The 17652-nt window shown below is 73.0% G+C and carries 18 protein-coding genes; 2 read left to right on the top strand and 16 right to left on the bottom strand.

Going from position 1 to position 17652, the window contains the following annotated elements; genetic code table 11:
* Window positions 1-20: 20 nt before the first annotated feature.
* The 8 genes from E1212_RS00615 to rimP form a co-directional block, all read right to left on the bottom strand.
* A complete protein-coding gene (locus E1212_RS00615; protein ID WP_131977537.1) occupies window positions 21-464 on the bottom strand; it encodes a MarR family winged helix-turn-helix transcriptional regulator in 444 nt (147 codons plus the stop codon).
* The gene (gene truB, locus E1212_RS00610; protein ID WP_131977534.1) at window positions 461-1366 is read right to left on the bottom strand and encodes a tRNA pseudouridine(55) synthase TruB; all 906 of its coding nucleotides are present in this window, start codon (window positions 1364-1366) and stop codon (window positions 461-463) included. The genes E1212_RS00615 and truB overlap by 4 nt, the downstream gene beginning before the upstream one ends.
* Entirely contained in the window at window positions 1326-1832 is a 507-nt protein-coding gene (gene rbfA, locus E1212_RS00605; RefSeq protein WP_131977531.1) for a 30S ribosome-binding factor RbfA, read from the bottom strand. Before rbfA ends, truB begins: the two co-directional genes overlap by 41 nt.
* A 4-nt stretch (window positions 1833-1836) precedes the next feature.
* The gene (locus E1212_RS00600; protein WP_131977528.1) at window positions 1837-2136 is read right to left on the bottom strand and encodes a DUF503 domain-containing protein; all 300 of its coding nucleotides are present in this window, start codon (window positions 2134-2136) and stop codon (window positions 1837-1839) included.
* A 22-nt stretch (window positions 2137-2158) separates the two neighbouring features.
* A complete protein-coding gene (gene infB, locus E1212_RS30260) occupies window positions 2159-5200 on the bottom strand; it encodes a translation initiation factor IF-2 (protein WP_131977525.1) in 3042 nt (1013 codons plus the stop codon).
* 90 nt (window positions 5201-5290) lie between these two features.
* The gene (locus tag E1212_RS00590; protein ID WP_275296141.1) at window positions 5291-5587 is read right to left on the bottom strand and encodes a YlxR family protein; all 297 of its coding nucleotides are present in this window, start codon (window positions 5585-5587) and stop codon (window positions 5291-5293) included.
* 75 nt (window positions 5588-5662) lie between these two features.
* The gene (gene nusA / locus E1212_RS00585; RefSeq protein ID WP_131977522.1) at window positions 5663-6664 is read right to left on the bottom strand and encodes a transcription termination factor NusA; all 1002 of its coding nucleotides are present in this window, start codon (window positions 6662-6664) and stop codon (window positions 5663-5665) included.
* 4 nt (window positions 6665-6668) lie between these two features.
* Window positions 6669-7163 carry a ribosome maturation factor RimP gene (gene rimP / locus E1212_RS00580; protein ID WP_131977519.1) on the bottom strand — a complete coding sequence of 165 codons (495 nt, stop codon included), beginning with the start codon at window positions 7161-7163 and terminating at the stop codon, window positions 6669-6671.
* 144 nt (window positions 7164-7307) lie between these two features.
* Between rimP and E1212_RS00575 the strand changes: the two genes are divergently transcribed.
* The gene (locus E1212_RS00575; protein ID WP_131977516.1) at window positions 7308-7829 is read left to right on the top strand and encodes a hypothetical protein; all 522 of its coding nucleotides are present in this window, start codon (window positions 7308-7310) and stop codon (window positions 7827-7829) included.
* On the top strand, window positions 7826-8239 hold the full coding sequence (locus E1212_RS00570) for a DUF4439 domain-containing protein (protein WP_131977513.1): 414 nt from the start codon (window positions 7826-7828) through the stop codon (window positions 8237-8239). Before E1212_RS00575 ends, E1212_RS00570 begins: the two co-directional genes overlap by 4 nt.
* Here the strand turns inward: E1212_RS00570 and E1212_RS00565 are convergent.
* The 8 genes from E1212_RS00565 to ispG all read right to left on the bottom strand — a co-directional run bounded on the left by E1212_RS00565 (window position 8236) and on the right by ispG (window position 17639).
* A complete protein-coding gene (locus tag E1212_RS00565) occupies window positions 8236-9129 on the bottom strand; it encodes an alpha/beta fold hydrolase (RefSeq protein ID WP_131977510.1) in 894 nt (297 codons plus the stop codon). The genes E1212_RS00570 and E1212_RS00565 overlap by 4 nt on opposite strands.
* Before the next feature lie 40 nt (window positions 9130-9169).
* Entirely contained in the window at window positions 9170-10582 is a 1413-nt protein-coding gene (sthA, locus tag E1212_RS00560; RefSeq protein WP_131977507.1) for a Si-specific NAD(P)(+) transhydrogenase, read from the bottom strand.
* Window positions 10583-10591: 9 nt separating this feature from the next.
* Entirely contained in the window at window positions 10592-11503 is a 912-nt protein-coding gene (locus tag E1212_RS00555; protein ID WP_203416092.1) for a DMT family transporter, read from the bottom strand.
* Between the two features lie 170 nt (window positions 11504-11673).
* Window positions 11674-12489 (bottom strand): helix-turn-helix domain-containing protein, encoded by an 816-nt coding sequence (locus E1212_RS00550; protein ID WP_131977504.1) that lies wholly within the window; start codon window positions 12487-12489, stop codon window positions 11674-11676.
* Between the two features lie 4 nt (window positions 12490-12493).
* The gene (locus E1212_RS00545; RefSeq protein WP_131977501.1) at window positions 12494-14254 is read right to left on the bottom strand and encodes a proline--tRNA ligase; all 1761 of its coding nucleotides are present in this window, start codon (window positions 14252-14254) and stop codon (window positions 12494-12496) included.
* A 69-nt stretch (window positions 14255-14323) separates the two neighbouring features.
* Window positions 14324-15541, bottom strand: coding sequence for a CapA family protein (locus tag E1212_RS00540; RefSeq protein WP_131977499.1), 1218 nt, complete (start codon window positions 15539-15541; stop codon window positions 14324-14326).
* A gap of 43 nt (window positions 15542-15584) precedes the next feature.
* A complete protein-coding gene (locus E1212_RS00535) occupies window positions 15585-16430 on the bottom strand; it encodes a GNAT family N-acetyltransferase (RefSeq protein ID WP_131977496.1) in 846 nt (281 codons plus the stop codon).
* A 57-nt stretch (window positions 16431-16487) separates the two neighbouring features.
* Window positions 16488-17639, bottom strand: a complete 1152-nt coding sequence (gene ispG, locus E1212_RS00530) for a flavodoxin-dependent (E)-4-hydroxy-3-methylbut-2-enyl-diphosphate synthase (RefSeq protein ID WP_131977493.1) — start codon at window positions 17637-17639, stop codon at window positions 16488-16490.
* Window positions 17640-17652 lie beyond the last annotated feature (13 nt).

Genomic DNA, 17652 nt, shown 5'->3' with positions numbered 1-17652 from the left:
CTTTATTCCGGAGGGCGAGGCTATTCCTGCGAGAGGGACTCGTTCAGGCGTTTCAGCAGAACGGCCAGGGTGTCGACGTCGGCGGTGGGCCAGTGCTCCAGCGCCTCGCCGAACCAGCGGCCCCGCGCCGCCCGCAGCTGCTGGACCCGCGACCGGCCGTCGTCGGTGATGTGGATGAGCCGGGCCCGGCCGTCCTGCGGGTCGATGACGCGCTGGATCAGCCCGAGCGACTCCATCTGCGTGACCTGGCGGCTGACGGTGGACTTGTCCAGTCCGAGCCGGTCGGCGAGGTCTGCGGCGCGCACGTCGCCGCCGTCGGCCAGCAGGCCCAGCAGCCCGTAGGCCGCGGCCTCGAGGCCCTCGTCGACCTGGCGGGCGAGGTCGATCGACAGCCGGCGCACCCGGCGCCACAGGAACGCCAGCTCCGCCTCGAGCTCCTCGTGGACCTGCTGCCGATCAGTCATACGAACACCGCCAGGTGCTTCGCGCGGGAGCCGCGGTCCTCCGCCAGCGAGAGCAGCGTACCGTCCGGCCCGAAGACGGCGACGGGGCCGGGGCCGAGGCCCATGGCCGGCAGCGGCATGCCGTGCGCCACCTTGCCCGCGGTGGCGGCGTCGACGTCGAGGCGCGGGAACGCCGCGGCCGCCGCGTCGGCGATCGGGAGGACGACGAGGTCCTCGGCGAGCGCCTCGAGCGTGTGCGCCCGGTCCAGCCGGTAGGGGCCGACGGCGGTGCGCCTCAGCGCCGTCAGATGGCCGCCGACGCCCAGCGACGCCCCGAGGTCGCGGGCCAGCGCCCGGATGTAGGTGCCCGACGAGCAGGCGACCGACACGTCGAGGTCGACGTACGGGCCGTCGCGCCGGGTGGCCAGCACGTCGAACCGGCTGACCACGACGTCGCGGGGCGGCAGATCGACGTTCTCGCCGGACCGGACCCGGTGGTACGAGCGCACGCCGTCGATCTTCACGGCGGAGACCGCGCTGGGCACCTGCTGGATCGGCCCGGTGAGGGCGGCGACGCCGTCGGCGACCGCCGCGTCGGTGACGGCGGAGGCGTCGGCCGTCGCCGTCACCTCGCCCTCGGCGTCCTCGGTGACGGTGGTGGCGCCGAGCCGGACGGTGGCGTCGTACTCCTTCTCCGTCAGCGCCAGGTGGCCGAGCAGCTTGGTGGCCTTGCCGATGCCGACGACCAGGACGCCGGTGGCCATCGGGTCGAGCGTGCCGGCGTGGCCGACGCGGCGGGTGCCGGCCAGCCGCCGGATGCGGGCGACGACGTCGTGCGAGGTCCAGCCGCCGGGCTTGTCGACGACGACGAGGCCGTCGACGTCACCCACGAGGGTCGTCGCCGTCCTCGTCGCCGTCGTCATCCAGGTCCCCGTGGACCTCGTCGTCCAGATCCTCGTCGACCTCGTCCTCCGCGGGCTTGCGGTACGGGTCGGGGTCGCCGGCGTACTCGGCGTCGGCGGCCACCTGGGCGACCCGCTCGTCGGACTCGCGGGCGGTGCGGAGCAGGTCGTCGATGTTCGCGGCGTTCTCGGGGATGGCGTCGGCGACGAACTCCAGCGTCGGGGTGAACCGGACGCCGGTGCGCCGGCCCACCTCGGAGCGGACCAGCCCCTTGACGCTCTCGAGCGCGGCGGCCGTGGCCGAGCGCTCCTCGTCGTCGCCGTAGACGGTGTAGAAGACGGTGGCGTCGCGGAGGTCACCGGTGATGCGGGCGTCGGTGACCGTCACGAACCCCAGCCGGGGGTCCTTGACCCGGCGCTCCAGCGTCTCGGCCGCGATCTCGCGGATGCGGTCGGCCAGCTTGCGTGCCCGCGCTGGATCGGCCATGGCACTACTCCTCGTCCTCGTCGTTGTGGATCCGCCGGCGGGTGGAGAGCAGCTCGATCTCCGGCCGGTCCGCGACGTGCTGCTCGACGGCGTCGAGCACGTCGATGCACTGCCGGGAGTCGCCGGCGACGACGGCGACCCCCACCTTTGCGCGGCGATGCAGGTCCTGGTGTCCGACCTCGGCCACGGCGACGTCGAAGCGGCGCCGCAGTTCGGCCACGATGGGCCGAACGGCGGCGCGCTTCTGCTTCAACGAGCGGACGTCGCCGAGGAGCAGGTCGAACGTGATCGTTCCCACGAACACGGCTCGGGTTCCGCGGACGGCGTCAGCCGCGCGGCTTCTCCTTCATCTCGTAGGTCTCGATGCGGTCGCCGACCTTGATGTCGTTGAACGAGCCGAGGCTGATACCGCACTCGAACCCGTCGCGGACCTCGGTGACGTCGTCCTTCTCGCGCCGCAGCGACACGATCGTGAGGCCCTCGCCCACCACGACGCCGTCGCGGACCAGCCGCGCCGACGCGTTGCGCCGCATGATGCCGTCGGTGACCATGCAGCCGGCGATGTTGCCGACCTTGGACGACCGGAACACCTCGCGGATCTCGGCGGTGCCGAGCTGGACCTCTTCGAACTCGGGCTTGAGCATGCCCTTGAGGGCCGCCTCGATCTCCTCGATCGCCGCGTAGATGACCGAGTAGTACCGGATCTCGACACCCTCGCGGTCGGCCAGGTCCTCGACCGTCCGGCTCTGCGGCCGGACGTTGAAGCCGATGATGATGCCCTGGTCGATGGAGGCGAGGTTGACGTCGTTGGCCGTGATGGCGCCGACGCCGCGGTGGATGATGTTGAGGTTGACCTCGTCGCCCACGTCGATCTTGAGCAGCGCGTCCTCGAGCGCCTCGACCGAGCCGGACACATCGCCCTTGAGAATCAGGTTCAGCGTCTCGACCTTGCTCTCGGCCATGAAGCTCTCGAGCGTGACCCGCTTGCGGGCCTTGGCCAGGGCGGCGTTGCGCTCCATGGCCTCGCGCTTCTCGGCGATCTGGCGCGCGGTGCGGTCGTCGTCGGCGACGAGGAACTTGTCGCCGGCGCCGGGCACCGCGGTGAGACCGAGCACGAGGACCGGCCGCGACGGCAGGGCCTCCTCGACCGGCTTGCCGTACTCGTCGAGCATGGCGCGCACCCGGCCGTAGGACTGGCCGGTGACGATGGCGTCGCCCGGACGCAGCGTGCCGCGCTGCACCAGGACGGTCGCCACCGGACCGCGGCCGCGGTCGAGGTGACCCTCGATCGCCACGCCGCGTGCGTCCATCTCGGGGTTGGCCCGCAGGTCGAGCGCCGCGTCCGCGGTGAGCAGGACGGCCTCGAGCAGCTTGTCGATGTTGATGCCCGGCTTCGCCGCGACGTCGACGAACATGGTGTCGCCGCCGTACTCCTCGGCCACCAGGTTGTACTCGGTGAGCTGCTGGCGGATCTTCGACGGGTTGGCGCCCTCGACGTCGATCTTGTTGACCGCGACGACGATGGGCACACCGGCCGCCTGGGCGTGGTTCAGCGCCTCGATGGTCTGCGGCATGACGCCGTCGTCGGCCGCCACCACGAGGATGACGATGTCGGTCACCTGGGCACCACGGGCACGCATGGCGGTGAACGCCTCGTGACCCGGGGTGTCGATGAAGGTGATTGCCCGCTGCTCGCCCTCGTGCTCGACGTAGACCTGGTAGGCACCGATGTGCTGGGTGATGCCGCCGGCCTCGGACTCGACGATGTTCTCCTTGCGGATCGCGTCGAGCAGCTTCGTCTTACCGTGGTCGACGTGGCCCATGACGGTGACCACCGGCGGCCGTGCCGCCAGTGCCTCGTCGTCGCCCTCTTCGGCGTCGAAGTCGATGTCGAACGACTCGAGCAGCTCGCGGTCCTCGTCCTCGGGCGAGACCATCTGGATCTCGAAGCCGAGCTCCTCGCCCAGCACCCGGAAGGTGTCTTCGTCGACCGACTGGGTGGCCGTGACCATCTCGCCGAGGCCGAACAGGACCTGGACCAGCTGCGCGGGGTCGACGTCGATGCGCTCGGCGAAGTCGGCGAGCGACGCGCCGCGGGGCAGCCGGACGACCTGGCCGTTGCCGCGCGGCAGCCGCACGCCGCCGATCGACGGGGCCTGCATGTTGTCGTATTCCTGGCGCTTCTGGCGCTTGCTCTTGCGGCTCTTGGCCGGCTTGCCGCCGGGACGGCCGAACGCGCCGGCCGTGCCACCGCGGCCGCGGCCACCGCCGCCACCGGGACGACCGCCGCCGCCCGGACCGCCGCCGAAGCCACCGCCGCCACCGGGACGGCCACCGCCGCCACCGAAGCCGCCGCCGCCACCGGGACGGCCACCGCCGCCACCACCGGGACCGCCGGGACGGCCGCCGCCGCCGGGACGGCCGCCGCGGTCACCGCCGGGACGGCCGCCGCGCTCGCCGCCACCGCCACCGCCGCCGCCGGGCCGCTGCGACGGGCGCGGCGGCATCATGCCGGGGTTGGGACGCGGGCCTCCGCCGCCACCGCCACCGCCCGGACGCGGCGCCGGAGCGCTGGGACGCGGGCCACCCGGACCGGGGGCGCCGCGGCCCTCGCCGTCGCGGCGCGAGCCGGGACGCTGCATGCCGGTGGAGCCACCGGACGAGAACGGGTTGTTGCCCGGACGCGGGCCGCCGCCGGGACGAGGCCGGCCCATGCCGGTGTTCTCGCCGCCGAACGGGTTGTTGCCCGGACGCGGGCCGGCCGGACGCGGCGCGGCGGGGCCGGGCTTCGGGCCGCCGGCCGGACGCGGCCGGTCGCCGCCGGGCCGCTGACCCTGGTCCGAACCCGAACCCGGACGCGGCCGGTCGCCGCCACCGGGACGCTGGCCCTGGCCGGGACGTGCGCCCTGGCCCTGGCCACGGCCGTCGCCACCGCTCGGGCGCGAGCCCGCGGGCGGTGCTGCGGGGCCGGGACGCGGGCCCGGAGCCGGGCTCGGTGCCGGCCGGGACGCGGGCGGCGCAGCCGGAGCGGCCGGAGCCGCCTGCTCGGCCGCGGGCGCCGGAGCGGCCGGACGCGGGGCAGGCTTCGCCCCCGGCGCGGCGGGTGCCGGCGCCGGTGCGGCGTTGGTGCTGGGACTGGGGGTGGGTGCTCCCGGCCTGGCCGTGGGGCCAGGGCGGCCAGGAGACCGCGTGGTTCCCTTGCCGGTCGATTGATTGGCGAATGCGTCGCGAAGCTTGCGGACGACGGGAGCCTCGACAGTCGACGATGCCGACTTGACGTACTCCCCGAGGTCGCCCAGCTTGCCGAGGACATCCTTGCTCGTCACACCGAGCTCTTTCGCGAGCTCGTGTACCCGGACCTTTGCCACTGCTCTCCTTCTCGGCCCGGGCGTGTCGGCTCGGACCGGCTAGGTGGTGCGCGTGCTCATCGCTGCGTGCTCATCGAGCGCTCGTGAGCGTCACGTCGTGTCTCCTTCTTCCGTTCCGGTCGGCCGTGGCAGCCGACCGGGTCGTTCCTCGTGCTCGGCCAGCCATCGACGCAGCTCAGCACCGTCGAGCGGCCCCTCGGCGCGAAGTGCGCGCGAGAACGCCCGACGATGCTCGGCTAGGTCGAGGCATTCCTGGCTCGGGTGCAGGTACGCACCCCGGCCCGGTAGCCGGCCGCCGAGGTCGGGAACCAGCGCCCGTTCGGCGCCGGCACCGCCCGCGACGACGCGGAGCAGTTCGGACTTCACCACGCGGGACCGGCAACCCACGCAGGTGCGCACAGGTGACCGGCCGGTCGCGCGGTCATTCACTCGAACAGTTTAGCGTCTATCACGCCTGAACGGTCACGCGGGCGCATCGGCGCCCCGATCGGCGGGTTCCGGCTCGGTGTCGGGACGGATGTCGATGCGCCATCCGGTGAGCCGGGCGGCCAGCCGCGCGTTCTGTCCCTCGCGCCCGATGGCCAGCGAGAGCTGGAAGTCGGGCACCGTCACCCGGGCCGACCGCGCGGCCGCGTCGACGATCTCGACCCGCTGCACGCGAGCCGGCGACAACGCGTTGGCCACCAGCTCAGCGGGGTCCTCGGACCAGTCGATGATGTCGATCTTCTCGCCGTGCAGCTCGGACATGACCGCGCGGACCCGCGAGCCCATGGGGCCGATGCAGGCGCCCTTGGCGTTGACCCCCGGCACCGTGGAGAACACGGCGATCTTCGTGCGGTGGCCGGCCTCGCGGGCGATGCCGGCGATCTGCACCGTGCCGTCGGCGATCTCGGGTACCTCGAGCACGAACAGCTTCTTCACCAGGTTGGGGTGCGTGCGCGACACCGTGATGACGGGGCCGTGCTGGCCCTTGCGCACCTGTACGACGTAGCAGCGGATGCGGCTGCCGTGCTCGTAGCGCTCGCCCGGCACCTGCTCGGCCGGCGGCAGCACCGCCTCGACCTTGCCGAGGCTGACCATGACCGTGCGGGGGTCGCGGCCCTGCTGGATGGTGCCGGAGACGATCTCGCCCTCGCGGTCGAGGAAGTCGCCGAACGTGTTCTCGTCCTCGGCGTCGCGCAGCCGCTGCAGGATCTCCTGCTTCGCGGTGGTGGCGGCGATGCGGCCGAAGCCGGCGGGGGTGTCGTCCCACTCGCGCACGACGGCGCCGTCCTCGTCGAGCTCCTGGGCCCAGACGGTGACATGGCCGGTCTTGCGGTCCAGCTCGACGCGGGCGCGCGGCTGGTGGCTCTCGGAGCGCTGGTAGGCGAGCAGCAGCGCGCGCTCCGTCGCCTCGACGACCAGGTCGAAGGAGATGTCCTTCTCTCGCTCCAGTGCTCTCAGGAGCGAAAGGTCGATGTCCACGCTCTCAGTCCTCTTCCTCGAAATCGTCGAGCTCGGAGTCGTCGGTCTTCCGGAACTCGACCTGAACCTTGGCCCTGCGGACGTCGGCGTACGCCAGCTCGCGGCTGTCGCCGTCGACGTCGAGCACGGCGGAGTGGTCTCCCGCCGACACCACCCGGCCGGTGACGTCGCCGCCGTCGTGCAGGACGGCGCGCACCAGCCGGCCCGTCGCCCGCGACCAGTGCCGCGGGAGGGTCAGCGGCCGGGAGACGCCCGGCGAGCTGACCTCGAGGGTGTACGCGTGGTCGCCCATGACGTCGGAGTCGTCGAGCACCTTGGCGATGTGCCGCGACACCTCGGCGCAGCGGTCGAGGTCGACCCCGCCGTCGGCATCGACGATGATGCGCAGCCGGCTGCGGCGACCCGCCTGGGACAGCTCGAGCTCCTCGAGGTCGAGCCCCTCTGACGTCACCACGGGCTCGATGACCTGCTGCAGAAGGTCACGGGTGGCCGATGTCATCGGGTGCCCCTTCCTCGATGTCGAGTTGTCTCATGGTGTCTCATGGGTTGGCCGTGTTCTTGACTCCCTGCCGCCAAGAGTAGCCAAGACTACAGCTCCGGCCGGTGATCCAAGCGCGGGTTCTCACCGGTTACGGTGTCCCCCGTGACGCAGAGGGTGGACGACGGCCGGCGGCGGCTGCTCGCGCTGGTGGCCGGGGCTCCGGTGCTGGGTGCCGCCGCTCTCGTCGCGCTGCCGGGGTGCGCCGCCGACCCGCGTCCGAAGGCCGCGCCCGGGGCACGCTCGTCGCTCGACGCGGACGTGAAGCTGCGGTGGCGCGCGGTGGCGTCCGAGCAGCGGTTGCTGGCGCTGCACGCGGCCACCGTCGCCGCCCATCCGGACCTGGACGGGCGGCTCGCGCCGCTGACCGCGCACCACGAGGAGCATCTCACCGTTCTCGGCGACGACGGGCCGCTGCCGTTCGGCTCCGCTCCTGATGCACCCGAGGCCGCGGCGCCGGAGGTCCCGGGCGAGGCGGGCGCCGCGCTGGCCGCCGTCGCCGAGGCGGAACGGGCCGCTGCCGACGCGTGTGTCGTGGCCTGCCTGGCGGCGTCCGGGCCGCGGCTGGCCGCCGTCCTCGCGTCGATCGCCGCCTCCGAGGCCGGTCACGGGGTGCTGCTCGGATGAGTATCGACGCAGCTCAGGCGGCACTGGCGGGCGAGCACGCGTGCGTCTACGGCTACGGCGTGGCCGGCGCGCACCTGGCCGACGGCGCAGAATCGGCCCATGCCGCGCTGGCGGCCCATCGTGCGCGCCGCGATGCGCTGGCAGCGCTGATCCGCGCGGCCGACGCCGATCCCGTCGCCGCCGAGCCCGGCTACGCGCTGCCCTCCCCCGTCACCGACGAGGCATCCGCGGCGGCGCTGGCGGTGTTGCTGGAGGAACGCCTCGGCGCCCTGTACGCCGACCTCGTCGGCGCCGCGGACTCGCCCGAGCTGCGCGAGTTCGCCGTCCGCGGCGTGGTCGCGGCCGCGGTCCAGGCGCTGGCGTGGGGCGGCTCCCCGGCCGCCTTCCCCGGCCTCGACGGCCGGGTCTAGCCCGTCCTCGCGGCGTCGAGCACGTCGCCGACGAAGGCGACGAGCTGCTCCGCGACCTCGGCGGCGTGGGTCTCGAGGAAGAGGTGCCCGCCGTCGTAGATGTGCGCCTCGAGGGTCTCCATCTCCTCGTGGTAGGCCAGGACCTCCGCGATGTCGAAGTAGACGTCGTGGCGGCCCCACAGCACCAGGCACGGCGGCTGGTGCTCGCGGTGGAAGGCGGCGATCTCGGGGAAACGGGCCACGTGGTGCTGGTAGTCGACGAAGAGCTGGAAGTGCGCCTCGACGTTGCCGGGCCGTGTGAGCCGCTCCCAGTCGAGGTGCCACGTCTCGCGCGGCTGCAGGGCCTGCAGGTCCGGCGACAGCCCGCTGAGGTACTGGTCGCGGGTGCCTTCGAAGGTCAGCCAGTCGGGCAGCGCCGCGCGGTTCTCCTCGGTCGGCTCCGCCCAGTACCGGCGCGCGGTGTCCCAGGTCTCGCCCATGCCCGCCTCGTGCGTGTTGCCGTTCTGCACGACCAGCCCCAGGATCCGCTCCGGGTGGCGCAGGGCCATGAGATATCCGACCGGCGTGCTGTAGTCGGTCACGTAGAGGACGTAGCGCCGGACGCCCAGGTCGTCGACCAGGGCCTCGATGGCCTCCGACAACCGCTCGTAGGTGTACTCGTACTCGTCCGGCGGCGGCGCGTCGGAGAACCCGAACCCGGGCATGTCCGGCGCGACGGTGTAGAAGTGCTCGCCCAGCACGGGGAGCACCGCGCGGAACGAGTGCGACGAGGCCGGGAAGCCGTGCAGGAGCAGCACCGCCGTCGACGACGGGATGCCCGTCTCGCGGTAGTGCACCCGCAGCCCGCCGACGTCGCGGAACAGGTGCCTGGTCTTGGCTGCGTGTCTCATGCCGTAACCGTACCCAGGCCTTAACCGGTTATTCGGGCTGCTAGAGGTCGAAGCGTTCCAGGGCGCGGAGCTTGTTGGTGACGTCCAGCGCGGCGACCTTGTAGGCCTCGGACAGAGTCGGGAAGTTGAACACGGTGTCGACGAGGTAGTCGACGGTGCCGCCGCAGCCCATGACCGCCTGGCCGATGTGCACGAGGTCGGCGGCGCCCGTGCCGAAGACGTGCACGCCCAGGATGTGCCGGGTCGTCGGGCTGACCAGCAGTTTCAACATGCCGTAGGAGTCGCCCACGATCTGGCCGCGGGCGAGCTCGCGGTAGCGGGAGATGCCGACCTCGTACGGGACCGCCTCCTGGGTCAGCTCGACCTCGGTGCGGCCGCAGTAGGAGATCTCGGGGATGGTGTAGATGCCGATGGGCTGGATCTCGCGCAGCTCGTTGGCCGGCTCGCCGAACGCGTGCAGCGACGCCAGCCGGCCCTGGTCCATGCTGGTGGCGGCCAGCGCCGGGAAGCCGATGACGTCGCCGACGGCGAAGATGTGCGGCACCGTCGTGCGGTACTGGCCGTCGACGGTGATGCGGCCGCGGCCGTCGGCCTCGAGGCCGGCGTTCGCCAGCCCCAGCTCGGCGGTGACGCCCTGCCGGCCGGCCGAGTACATGACGGTCTCGGCCGGGATCCGCTTGCCGCTGGCCAGGGTCGTGACGGTGCCGCGCGAGCCGATCTCGACCTTCTCGACCTCTTCGCCGAACCGGAACGTCACCGAGAGGTCGCGCAGGTGGAACTTGAGCGACTCGACCACCTCGGGGTCGCAGAACTCGAGCATCTGCGCCCGCTTCTCGACGACGGTGACGCGGGTGCCGAGGGCGGCGAACATCGACGCGTACTCGATGCCGATGACGCCGGCCCCGACGACCACCATGGAGTCGGGGATGCGCTCGATCGTGAGGATGCCGTCGGAGTCGACCACCCTGCCGTCGTCGAACTCGACGTGGGCCGGGCGGGCCGGGGTGGTTCCCGTCGCGATGACGATGTTCGCGGCGGTGACCTGACGGCGCTCCCCCGGCCCCTCGACGGCGACGGTGTGCGGGTCGACGAAGCGGCCGGAGCCGACCACGAGATCGACGTGGTTGCGGAACAGCTGCGCCCGCACCACCTCGATCTCGCGGCCGATGACGTGCTGGGTGCGGGCGAGCAGGTCCTGCACCGTGATCTCGTGCTTGACGCGGTACGACTGGCCGTAGAGCTCGCGCATGGACAGACCGGTGAGATACAGCACGGCCTCGCGCAGCGTCTTCGACGGGATGGTCCCGGTGTTGACGCACACGCCGCCGATCATGTGCCGGCGCTCGACCACGCACGCCCGTTTGCCCAGCTTGGCCGCTCCGATGGCCGCCTTCTGCCCACCGGGCCCGGAGCCGATGACGAGCAGGTCGTAGTCGTACTCGGGCTCGTCCATGACCCCACGCTAGCGGCGTCGACCCGTCGTCGTCATCAGCACGGCCGCGCCGATGAGCACCGCACCGGCCAGCCCGGCCGCGCCGAGCCGCTCGTCCAGCACGACGGCGCCCAGGACGGCGGCCGTGATCGGCTCCAGCAGCGAGATCAGCGCCGCCGAGCCGGTCGCGACCGTGCGCAGGCCGGTGAAGTACAGGCCGTAGGCCAGCGCCGTCGGCGCCAGCCCCAGGTAGAGCAGCAGCGCCACCGTCGGCCCGTCCAGCTCGACGGTGACACCGCCGGTGAGCGCCGCGACCGGCAGCAGCACCAGGCCGCCGGCGCAGAACGACAGGCCCGCCGTCGGCAGCGGCCCGAGGTCGTCGACGGGACGGGCGCCCAGCATGGTGATGGCGGCGAACCCGGCCGCCGAGCCGAGCGCGCACGCCGTCCCGGCCAGCACCGCCCCCGGGTCGCCGGCCGCCGGCGTGCCGACCAGCAACCCCAGGCCGGCGATCGCCGTCGCGATCGCCACCAGGATCCGCCCCGACGGCCGCCGCCGCCCGAGGACCGCCTCGGCGGCGACGACGAGCACGGGCGACGCGCCGAGGGTGACGAGGGTCGCCAGGCTGACCGAGGTCAGCGAGACGGCGGCGAAGTAGCAGCTCTGGTACAGCGCGGCCAGGGCGCCGAGCAGCACCAGCCGCCGGACGCCGCGCCCGCCCAGCCGCAGCGTGGTGAGCCGGCCGGTGGCCAGCAGCCACAGGGCGACCAGCCCGCCGCCGACGAGCAGCCGATAGGCGGCGACGGCGAGCACGCCGAGGCCGGTGCGGTCGATGAGGAGGACGCCGGTCAGGCCTCCGGTCCCCCAGAGCACGCCGGCGCCCACGACCGAGAGCAGGTCGGTGCGCGACGACGAAGGTGTGAGCGTACGAGTGTGTTCCACGGATCAGCTCCTGCGACGAGAAGAGAAAGAGGCGCGCGGGAGCGGGACACGACAACAGGAATGCGCGAAGAAGCCGGCCACCCGTCAGAGGGGCAGCCGGCGCGCTGAGAGACGCGCCCCGCTAGGAAGCGGGGGGCGGGGTGATCGGGAACAACCGATGCATGAGGGGATCATACGGGAACGACGGACGCACCGCTCAGCTCCGCGGCCAGCTGCGACGGGGTGCAGCCGGCCAGGGCGTGGAACTCGCGGACCAGATGGCTGTGGTCGGCGTAGCCGGTGTCGGCGGCGAGGTCGCTCAGCGCCCCCGGCGGCGCCCCGCCGAGGCGCCGCACGGCGCGCGCGAACCGCAGCACCCGAGCCGCCTCCTTCGGGCCGAGCCCGGTCTGGTGCCGGAACCGGCCGGCCAGGTGGCGCCGGCTCCAGCCGACCTCGCCGGCCAGGGCGGCGATGCGCACGCGCCCGCCGGAGCGCACGAGCCGGTCCCATGCCCACCCCACCTCGGGGTCGGCCACCGGAGCGGCCTCGCGCCGGCGCAGCAGGAACGAATCGGCCAGCGCGAACCGCGACGGCCAGTCCGGCGCCGCCGCCAGCCGCTCGACGAGCTCGTCGCCGGACCGCCCGAGCACATCGCCCAGCCGCAGGGCGCCGTCGCGCAGGTCGCGGCCGGCCAGGCCGAGCAGCCGGTGCGCGCCCAGCGGCGTGAGGTCGATCTGCAGGCCGCGCTGGGCCCCGACGAACTCCGTGACGGCGAAGGTGTCGTGGAACCCGGCGACGAACGCGGTCAGCTCGCCGCTGAAACCGGGCGATCGCACCGACAGCGTGTCGCCGAAGCTGACGATGACCGGCACCCGTGGACCGGGCAGCTCGCGCCGCCGGACCGGGACCGCCGAGTGCTCGACGTAGCCGCAGTAGCCGACCACGTCGCCGGCCAGCGCCGGGTGTGCGGCGCCGGCCGGGTACTCGCCCAGGAGCGGTCCCGTCATGCCCCTATTCTGCGACGATCGCGCGCAGCCGGTCGACGACGGCGCCGACGGCGACCTCCTCGCGCTCGCCGGTGGCGCGGTCCTTGATCTCGACGACGCCGTCGGCCAGCCCGCGCCCCACCACGACGATGGTCGGCACGCCGATGAGCTCGGAGTCCTTGAACTTCACGCCCGGGCTGACGCCGCGGCGGTCGTCGAACATGACCCGGACCCCGGCCGCGTCGAGCTCCGCGGCGATCCCGGCCGCCGCCTCGAACACCGCGTCGTCCTTGCCGGTCGCGACGAGGTGCACGTCGGCCGGTGCGACCTCGCGCGGCCAGATGATGCCCAGCTCGTCGTGGGAGTTCTCGACGATGGCCGCGACGGCGCGCGAGACGCCGACGCCGTAGGAGCCCATGGTGACGGTGACCAGCTTGCCGTTCTCGTCGAGCACCTGCAGGCCCAGCGCGTCGGAGTACTTCCGGCCGAGCTGGAAGATGTGCCCCATCTCGATGCCGCGCGCGGTCTCGAGCGGCCCGGAGCCGTCGGGCGCGGGGTCGCCGGCGCGCACCTCGGCGGCCTCGATGGTGCCGTCGGGCGTGAAGTCGCGCCCGGCCACGAGGTCGATGACGTGCTTGCCGGGGGTGTCGGCGCCCGTGACCCAGCGGGTGCCCTCGACGACGCGGGGGTCGACGAGGTAGCGGATGCCGGACGCGTTCTTCTCGCCCAGGACGCCCGGGCCGATGTAGCCGCGGGCCAGAGCGGGGTGCGCGGCGAAGTCGTCCTCGGTGAACGGCTCGACGGCGGCCGGCTCGACCTGGGCCTGCAGCCGCTTCTCGTCGACCTCGCGGTCGCCGGGCACGCCGATGGCCAAGGGCTCCCGCGAGCCGTCGGGGTGGTGCAGGACGACCAGCACGTTCTTGAGGGTGTCCGACGCCTGCCAGGGCCGGTCGCCGCGCGGGAACCGCTCGTTGAGGTGGTCGACCAGGGTCTGGATGGTCGGTGTGTCGGGGGTGTCCTCGGCGTGCGCGGCGGGCGTGTCCTCGTAGGACAGCGGCGGCGGGACGGGCGTGGTGACGGCCTCGACGTTGGCGGCGTAGCCACCGGGCGAGCGGACGTAGGTGTCCTCGCCGTTCTCGGCCGTGACCAGGAACTCCTCGCTGGCCGAGCCGCCCATGGCGCCAGACGTCGCCTTGACGATGACGTAGTCGAGGCCGAGCCGGTCGAAGATCTTGATGTAGGCCCCGCGATGGGCCAGGTAGGAGTGCATGAACGCCTCGTCGGAGACGTCGAAGGAGTAGGAGTCCTTCATGACGAACTCGCGGCCGCGCAGGATGCCCGCGCGCGGCCGGGCCTCGTCGCGGTACTTCGTCTGGATCTGGTACAGCGACAGCGGGAGGTCCTTGTACGACGAGTACAGGTCCTTCACCAGCAGCGTGAACATCTCTTCGTGCGTGGGGCCGAGCAGGTAGTCGCCGCCCTTGCGGTCCTTGAGCCGGAAGATGGTGTCGCCGTACTCCTCCCACCGGTTACTGGCCTCATAGGGCTCGCGCGGCAGCAGGGCCGGGAAATGCACCTCCTGCGCGCCGATGGCGTTCATCTCTTCGCGCACGATGTTCTCGATGTTGCGCAGCACCGTGTAACCCAGCGGCAGCCAGGAGTAGATGCCGGGCGCCGCTCGGCGGACGTACCCGGCGCGAACGAGCAGCTTGTGGCTCGGCACCTCGGCGTCGACCGGATCCTCGCGCAGGGTTCGCAGGAACAACGTCGACATGCGCAGGATCACGGAGAGCTCCAACTGGCTCGCGAGACGATGGGAACGAAGGACGAGGATAACCGCCCGCTCAGCGGGTGGTCACGGGGATCCCAGCAGCGTCGCCCCGGCGGCCGCGCCGCCGCGGCTCAGCACGATCTCGGTGGTGCGGTCGCGGGCCTGCCGCAGCCGGGCCGCCGAGGCGGTTCCGGTGTCGCCACTGGCGAGCGCGGCGGGCACGTCGAGCACCTCGACCGGCGGCTGGTAGGTCTGGTACAGCGGCAGGAACTCGGCGCCGGTGACGGTGAACGCCCCCGTGCCGCCGGCGGACTCGGTGAACGTGAACCGGGTGAGCAGCCCCTCGGCCTTCGGGCCTTCGGGCTCGGCGTGGTTGGCCATGAGGTTGCCCATGCCGTAGACGACCCACTCGCCGCCGATGTTCTCCATCGGCTGGACGACGTGCGCGTGGTGGCCGAGCAGCAGGTCGATGTCGGGCGACGCGATGAGCTCGGGCGCGAGCTCGCTCTGCAGCGCGTTGGGCTCGTGGACGTACTCGTCGCCCCAGTGCAGGGCCGCGACGACGACGTCGGCGCCCTCGGACCGGGCGGTGGCGGCGTCGGCGAGGATGCGGGCGGGCTCGATCTCGTGGCCGCGCCAGGTCTCGCCGCCGGGCGCCGGGATGCCGTTGAAGCCGAACGTGTACGACAACAGCGCGACGTCGACGGGGTCGCCGCCCGTCACGGGCACGGTGACGTGCGTGATGGCCTGCGACTCCTCGGGCGTGCGGGCCGAGCCGGCGTGCGCGAGCCCGGCGGCGTCGAGGGCGTCGAGCGTGCGATCGACCCCGGCGGCGCCCTGGTCGAAGGTGTGGTTCGACGCGGTGGTGCAGGCGTCGTAGCCGGTCTCGGCCAGCGCGGTCGCGACCTGCGGCGGCCCGGAGAACGTCGGGTAGCCCTCGTAGGGCCCGCCGGCCGGCGCCAGCGGCACCTCGAGGTGGCAGACGGCCAGGCTCGCACCCTGGACGATCGGTGCGATGTTCGCCAGCTGCGGCGCGAAGTCCATCTCCTCGCCCGGCCCGGCGTCGGTGCGGGCCTGGTTCCACAGCCGCTCGTGCAACAGCACGTCGCCGGTCGCGACCAGCGTGAACGCGCGCGGATCGGGGGCCGGCGCAGGGGTGGGGCTCGGCGACGGCGACATCGTCGGGTCCGGCGGGGACGAACGAGCGGCGCCGGGGCCGTCGCCGTCGGCCCCACCACACCCCGCGACGAGCAGGACGGAGACGGCGGCGGCAGCGGTGCGACGGGCGAGTCGGCGGTTCATCGCCGACCAGTGTGCCTGACGAAGGTGATGCGCACGGCCGTCTTCAGAACATGATGGTCGCGAAGCGGCCGACCTCGGCGAAGCCGACCCGGCGGTACGCGCCGCGGGCGGCCACGTTGAAGTCGTTGACGTAGAGCGTGACGGCGGGCGCGATCTCGCGCAGCGCGTGCTCGGCCACCGCCGCCATGCCGCCGACGGAGAGCCGCTCGCCGCGCCGGTCGGGCCGCACCCACACCCCCTGCACCTGGCAGGCGTGCGGCGTGACGGCGCCGATCTCGGCCTTGAACACGATCTCGCCGTCCTCGAACCGGGCGAACGCGCGGCCGGCCCGGACCAGTTCGGTGAGCCGGGCCCGGTAGTAGGCGCCGCCGTCGGTACCCGTGGGCGAGACGCCGACCTCTTCGGTGAACATCGCGACGGCGGCCGGCAGCAGAATGTCGATCTCGTCGGGCCGCACCCGGCGCACCAGCGGGTCGGGCTCGACGGCGGGCCGCGAGCGTAGCGCCATGACCGGCTGGCACGCGCGGACCTCGCGGGCCGGGCCCCATTCGGGGCGCAGCAGGTCCCACATGGAGAGGACGGCGTCGGCCGGCCCGACGATGGACGAGCACCGGCGGCCGCGGCGGACGGCGAGGTCGGCGAACGTGCGGGCGGCCCGGGCCGACGCGGCCACCGGCACGAGGTTGGCGCCGGAGTAGCACAGCGAGCGCAGCCGGTAGTCCTCGTAGTAGCCCCACAGCTCGCCGGCCAGCCGGGTGGGCGCCAGCCCGGACGCGTGCACGCGCGAGCCGACGAACACGTCGAGGCAGGGGTCGCGGTCGAGCAGCGCGGTGGCGTCGTCCAGGTCGGCCTGGCTCAGCGGGCGCACCGCCGTCGACGTACTGAGCACGTCGCCCCCTCTCCCCCGAGCTCCCCGTGCGACCGCCGCCGTGCCGCGGTGCCGCCGTCAGGCGACGGTCACCACGGGGCCGCCGTCGCCGCCGGCGTCCTCCATGGTCTCGGCGATCCGCATGGCCTCTTCGATCAGCGTCTCGACGATCTCGGACTCGGGCACCGTCTTGATCACTTCGCCCCGGACGAAGATCTGGCCCTTGCCGTTGCCGGATGCTACGCCGAGATCGGCCTCGCGCGCCTCGCCCGGGCCGTTCACCACGCAGCCCATGACGGCGACCCGCAGCGGGACCTCCATGCCCTCCAGGCCCGCGGTGACGCGGTCGGCCAGGGTGTAGACGTCGACCTGGGCGCGGCCGCAGGACGGGCAGGACACGATCTCGAGCTTGCGCGGGCGCAGGTTCAGCGACTGCAGGATCTGGTTGCCGACCTTGACCTCTTCGACCGGGGGCGCGGACAGCGAGACACGGATGGTGTCGCCGATGCCCTTGCTCAGCAGCGCGCCGAACGCCGTCGCCGACTTGATGGTCCCCTGGAACGCCGGGCCGGCCTCGGTGACGCCGAGGTGCAGCGGCCAGTCGCCGCGCTCGGCCAGCAGCTCGTAGGCGCGGACCATGACGACCGGGTCGTTGTGCTTGACCGAGATCTTGAAGTCGTGGAAGTCGTGCTCCTCGAACAGCGACGCCTCCCAGACGGCCGACTCGACCAGCGCCTCGGGAGTGGCCTTGCCGTACTTCGCGAGCAGCCGCGGGTCGAGCGAGCCGGCGTTGACGCCGATGCGCAGCGAGATGCCGGCGTCCTTGGCGGCCTTGGCGATCTCGCCGACCTTGTCGTCGAACTTCTTGATGTTGCCGGGGTTGACGCGGACGGCGGCACAGCCGGCGTCGATGGCCGCGAACACGTACTTGGGCTGGAAGTGGATGTCGGCGATGACGGGGATCTGCGACTTCTTCGCGATGGCGGGCAGCGCGTCGGCGTCGTCGGCGCTGGGCACCGCCACCCGGACGATGTCGCAGCCGGCCGCCGTCAGCTCGGCGATCTGCTGCAGCGTCGCGTTGATGTCGGTGGTCGGCGTGGTGGTCATGGACTGCACGCTGACGGGGGCGTCGCCGCCCACCTCGACCTTGCCGACATGGATCTTGCGCGACGGCCGGCGCGGCGCGAGCACGGGCGGCGGCAGCTGCGGCATCCCCAGGGCGACGTTCATGCGAATTCCACTC

Source organism: Jiangella ureilytica (assembly GCF_004348545.1).
Taxonomy (GTDB): Bacteria; Actinomycetota; Actinomycetes; order Jiangellales; family Jiangellaceae; genus Jiangella; species Jiangella ureilytica.
This window is presented reverse-complemented; position numbering and strand designations above follow the sequence as displayed.